At 73.4% G+C, this 4,712-nt stretch carries 4 protein-coding genes; all 4 read left to right on the forward strand.

All coding sequences use genetic code 11. The features are described 5' to 3' along the window. The first annotated feature begins 133 nt into the window (after positions 1-133). The gene (locus tag FV230_RS24820; RefSeq protein ID WP_147844299.1) at positions 134-631 is read left to right on the forward strand and encodes a (2Fe-2S)-binding protein; all 498 of its coding nucleotides are present in this window, start codon (positions 134-136) and stop codon (positions 629-631) included. Further along, positions 628-1,710, forward strand: a complete 1,083-nt coding sequence (locus FV230_RS24825; protein ID WP_147844300.1) for a xanthine dehydrogenase family protein subunit M — start codon at positions 628-630, stop codon at positions 1,708-1,710. Before FV230_RS24820 ends, FV230_RS24825 begins: the two co-directional genes overlap by 4 nt. After that, complete coding sequence (locus tag FV230_RS24830; RefSeq protein WP_147844301.1) at positions 1,703-3,958, forward strand: xanthine dehydrogenase family protein molybdopterin-binding subunit; 2,256 nt, start codon at positions 1,703-1,705, stop codon at positions 3,956-3,958. Before FV230_RS24825 ends, FV230_RS24830 begins: the two co-directional genes overlap by 8 nt. 366 nt (positions 3,959-4,324) lie before the next feature. Further along, positions 4,325-4,618, forward strand: coding sequence for a hypothetical protein (locus FV230_RS24835; protein WP_147729318.1), 294 nt, complete (start codon positions 4,325-4,327; stop codon positions 4,616-4,618). Positions 4,619-4,712: the final 94 nt, after the last annotated feature.

A 4,712-nucleotide genomic window follows, 5' to 3' on the forward strand; every position in this document is an offset into this window, starting at 1 on the left:
CCCCCGCCCTGCGCGCTGCCGCGCCCCCTGCCCTCGCCGCGCGAAGGTCCGTCCCCTGGCCTTCGCACCGCACGATCCTATCTGGTTTCATTCCAAGCTGTGCCATCCCAGCTGCGCCATGCCCGGAGATCGCATGATACCTCTCAGGCTCACCGTGAACGGCACGGTGCGCGAGGTCCTCTTGGAGGATCCCCGCGTGACCCTGCTCGACCTGCTGCGCGAGCGCCTCCATCTCACCGGATCGAAGAAGGGCTGCGACCGCGGCCAGTGCGGCGCCTGCACGGTGCTGGTCGACGGCCGGCGGATCAACGCCTGCCTCGCGCTCGCCGTCAGCCTCGACGGCGCCTCCGTCACCACCATCGAGGGGCTGGCGGACGGCGACGCTCTGCACCCGGTGCAGGCGGCGTTCATCGCGCATGACGGCTTCCAGTGCGGCTTCTGCACGCCGGGCCAGATCATGAGCGCGGTCGGGCTGATCACGGAGGGGCAGGCGGGGACCGATCCCGAGCGGATCCGTGAGGGCATGAGCGGCAACCTCTGCCGCTGCGGCGCCTATGCCGGCATCAGTGAGGCGGTGCTGGCCGCGCAGGGCGCCGGCGACGGCGCGGCGATGCGGGAGGACGCGGCATGAACCTGTTCGACTACACCCGTCCCGCCAGCGTCGCCGAGGCGATCGCGGCGGCGCAGGCGCCCGGAGCGGCCTATCTCGGCGCCGGCACCAACCTGCTCGACCTGATGAAGGGCGGCGTCGTGACGCCGGCCCGCCTCGTCGACGTCACCCGCCTCCCCGGCCTCGACCGGATCGAGTTCCTGGACGACGGCGGCGTGCGCATCGGCGCGCTGGTGCGCAACAGCGACCTCGCCCACGATCCGCGCTTCGCCAGGACCTATCCCGCGGTGGCCGAGGCGCTTCTCGCGGGCGCCTCGGCGCAGCTGCGCAACGCCGCGACCGCCGCCGGCAACCTGATGCAGCGTACCCGCTGCCCGTACTTCGCGGATGCCACCTCCCCCTGCAACAAGCGCGCGCCGGGCTCGGGATGCGCCGCGATCGGCGGGGCGACGCGGCTGCACGCGGTGCTCGGCTGGAGCGAGCATTGCATCGCCACCAACCCATCGGATTTCTGCGTGCCGCTGGCGGCCTTCGACGCCGTCGTCGAGATCGAGGGTGCGGGCGGCCGGCGTGCGGTGGCGCTGGTCGACTTCCATCGCCTGCCCGGCGATGCGCCGGAGCGCGAGACCGACCTGGCGCCGGGCGAGCTGATCGTCGCGGTGCGCCTGCCGCCGGAGGCGGCCGGGTTTTCGGCCCATGCCCGCTACCTCAAGGTCCGCGACCGCACCTCCTACGCCTTCGCGGTGGTCTCCGCCGCGGCCGGCCTGCGCCTCGACGGCGACCGGATCGGCGAGGCCCGCCTCGCGCTCGGCGGGGTGGCGCTGAAGCCGTGGCGGGCGCGGGAGGCGGAACGCCTGCTCGCCGGCCAGGCGCCGGACCCGGATGTGTTCCGAAAGGCCGCCGACGCGGCGCTCGCCGGGGCCAAGCCGTCGGGCGAAGCCAACGTCTTCAAGATCGAGCTCGCCCGCCGCATCCTCGTGCGGGCCCTGACGCTGGCGGCCGCCGGCACGCCGGAGCGCCTGCCGGCGCTGCCGGCCTCGCCGTTCGCGGCCCCTTTCGCCGTCCCCTCCCCTTCGCCGGCAGGAGCCGCCCATGGCTGAGATCGCATTGACGTCCGCGCCGCAGCGGGCCCGCCACGGATCGAGCATGGGCCAGCCCCTGACCCGGCGCGACGGGCCGCTGAAGGTCACCGGCCGGGCGACCTTCGCGGCCGACAACGTCGCGGACGGCACCCTCCATGCGGCACTCTGCGTCGCCCGGATCGCCCGCGGGCGCGTCACCCATCTCGACGTGGCGGCGGCCGAGGCCCATCCGGGCGTCGTCGCGGTGATGACGCCGGACAACGCCCCGGCGCTCGCCCAGCACCCGGACGACAAGCCCCACGGCTTCATCTTCCGCCTCGACCTGCTGCAGGATTCGGCCGTCCGCCACGCCAACCAGCCGATCGCGGTGGTGATCGCCGAGACGCTGGAGGCGGCCACCGAGGGCGCGCGCCTGCTGAGCCCGCGCTACGAGGCCGAGACGCCGCGCATCGGCCTCGACGCCGAGCCGCCGTTCACGCCCCCCGGCATCGGCGTCGGCCAGCCCCCGGAGGAGACCCACGGCGACGTCGAGGCCGGCCTCGTCGCCGCGAGCCGGCGGATCGCGGCGACCTACGAGACCCCGGCCCAGTACCACAACGCCATGGAGCCGCACGCGGCGGTGGCCTCCTGGGACGGCGACCGGCTCACGCTGCACACGCCGAGCCAGGGCATGTCGATGGCCCAGGGGCGCCTCGCCGGGCTGTTCGGGATCGCGCCGGAGAACATCCGGATCGAGAGCCCGTTCCTCGGCGGCGGCTTCGGCTCGAAGGGCCTGATCTCGGGCCCGCAGATCCTGGCCTGCATGGCCGCGCGCCTCGTCGGCCGGCCGGTCAAGCTGGTGCTCGCGCGCGCGCAGATGTACGGCCCGGTCGGCCACCGCGCCGAGACCCGGCAGAGCTTCCGCCTCGGCGCCGACGACGCCGGCAAGCTGACGGCGCTGGAGCACGAGACGCTGACGGCCTCGAGCCGGTTCGACGACTTCTTCGAGCCGGCCGGCGGCGTCTCGCATACCCTCTACGCCAGCCCGGCCATCGCGGTCCGGCACCAGGCGGTGCGGGTCGACACCGGCACGCCGCTGTTCATGCGCGCCCCCGGCGAGGCCTCGGGCAGCGTCGCGCTGGAGAGCGCGATCGACGAGATGGCGCTGGCCTGCGGCATGGACCCGCTGGAATTCCGCCTGGCGAACTATGCCGAGGTCGAGCCGATCTCCGGGAAGCCGTTCTCCTCCAAGGCCCTGCGCGAGTGCTACGCCCGCGGCGGCGAGCGCTTCGGCTGGTCGGCGCGGCCGAGAGCGCCGCGGCAGACTCGCGACGCGAACGGCCTCCTCGTCGGCTGGGGCATGGGCACCGCGACCTTCCCGGCGCTGATGTTCGAGGCGCAGGCGAAGGCCGAGCTGCGGGCCGACGGCACCGGCCTGATCGAGACCGGCGCGCACGACATGGGGCAGGGCGCCTGGACCGCGCTCGGCCAGATCGCCGCCGACGGGCTCGGGATCGGCCTCGACAGGCTGACCTTCCGGATGGGCTCCTCCGACCTGCCGAACGCCGGCATCGCCGGCGGCTCGGCCCACACCGCCACCGCGGGCGGGGCGATCCACGCGGCGGGCCAGGCGGTGATCGCGCAGCTCGCCGACCTCGCCACCAACGATTCCGCCTCCCCGCTCTACGGCGCGGGCAATGCCGGATTCGTCGCCCGCGACGGACGACTCTTCCGGCGCGACGACGAGAGCCGCAGCGAGGCGTATTCCGACATCCTGGCACGCGCCGGACGGGCGAGCCTCACCGCGACCGGGAAAGCCTCGACCGATCCGGCGGCGGCCAAGACCTACGCCATGCACGCCCACGGCGCGGTCTTCGCCGAGGTGAAGGTCGACCCCGATCTCGGCCAGATCCGCGTCACCCGCCTCGTCGGCGCGTTCGCGGCCGGCCGCATCGTCAACCCGCGCCTGGTCACAAGCCAGTATTACGGCGGGATGATCTGGGGAATGTCGTTCGCGCTGCACGAGCACGCGGCGATGGACGCCCGCACCGGCCGCTTCCTCAACGACAACCTCGGCGAATACCACGTGCCGGTGAACGCGGATACGCCGGCCATGGAGGCGATCCTGGTGCACGAGGACGACGCTCACGTGAACGCGCTCGGCATCAAGGGCGTCGGCGAGATCGGCATCACCGGCTCGGCCGGCGCCATCGCCAACGCGGTCTGGCACGCCACCGGCATCCGGGTGCGCGAGATCCCGATCACGCTGGACAAGCTGCTCGGGTAGCGCCCGCCGTCGCGATCCGGCAGCCCACGCCGGCGCGAACCCGGTCCCGACCGCCCTGCCCTCCCGGAGGCCCGTCGCTCAGCGGCGCGGCCTCCGTCGTCGTTCGGCCCGACCCGCGATCCGCAGGTCGCCTGCGCTCCCGAAGGGCTGCGGCGGTGCCGGCCAGCGTCTAATCCCGCTCCGTTCGTCGCAGCGGACGGTCCGCGTGCGCCGCCGCACCCAAGTCGAAAGAGAAACGGATTAAATATAGTTTGATATACTTGTGCATTCGCACACATATTCGTCGAACGAAATTGGTTATGTTCTTCTCGTTGGCGCAGGGCGGCATGTCCTGCAGAAGAAAACTTCGAGAGGAAGGATTATCTCATGACGCGCATCGTTGCCTCGGCGCTCTTCGCCGCCGTTCTCGCCCTCCCCGTCGCGGCTCGGGCCGGCGAGGGCGGTGGCGGCGACCGCCAGCCGGCCGGCGGCGGCCACATGAGCTCCTACGTGAACGACCCCTACCACGACCCCCGCTCCGCCCATTCGCAGCGCAACCGCACCGGGCAGCTTCTGGGCGCACCGATGTATTCCGACATGCCCGGCGCCACCGTCGCGCGCCGTGACGTGGTCTCGCCGCACTGGGCGTCCGGAAGCGCGGCCCCCCGCGGCCGCCGCTGATCCGATCCGCCGACCGGCGCCGGCATCCGGCGCCGCCCCGCCCGACATCCGAGCCCGCACGGCCGCCACTGCGCGGGCTCGCTCGCGTCCGCGC

It is taken from the genome of Methylobacterium sp. WL6, from assembly GCF_008040095.1.
GTDB lineage: Bacteria > Pseudomonadota > Alphaproteobacteria > Rhizobiales > Beijerinckiaceae > Methylobacterium.

Excerpts from the sequence above, each read along its gene's own strand:
- FV230_RS24825 (WP_147844300.1), top strand. The coding sequence starts at position 628 with ATGAACCTGTTCGACTACACCCGTCCCGCCAGCGTCGCCGAGGCGATC.
- FV230_RS24820 (WP_147844299.1), top strand. The coding sequence starts at position 134 with ATGATACCTCTCAGGCTCACCGTGAACGGCACGGTGCGCGAGGTCCTC.
- FV230_RS24835 (WP_147729318.1), top strand. The coding sequence starts at position 4,325 with ATGACGCGCATCGTTGCCTCGGCGCTCTTCGCCGCCGTTCTCGCCCTC.
- FV230_RS24830 (WP_147844301.1), top strand. The coding sequence starts at position 1,703 with ATGGCTGAGATCGCATTGACGTCCGCGCCGCAGCGGGCCCGCCACGGA.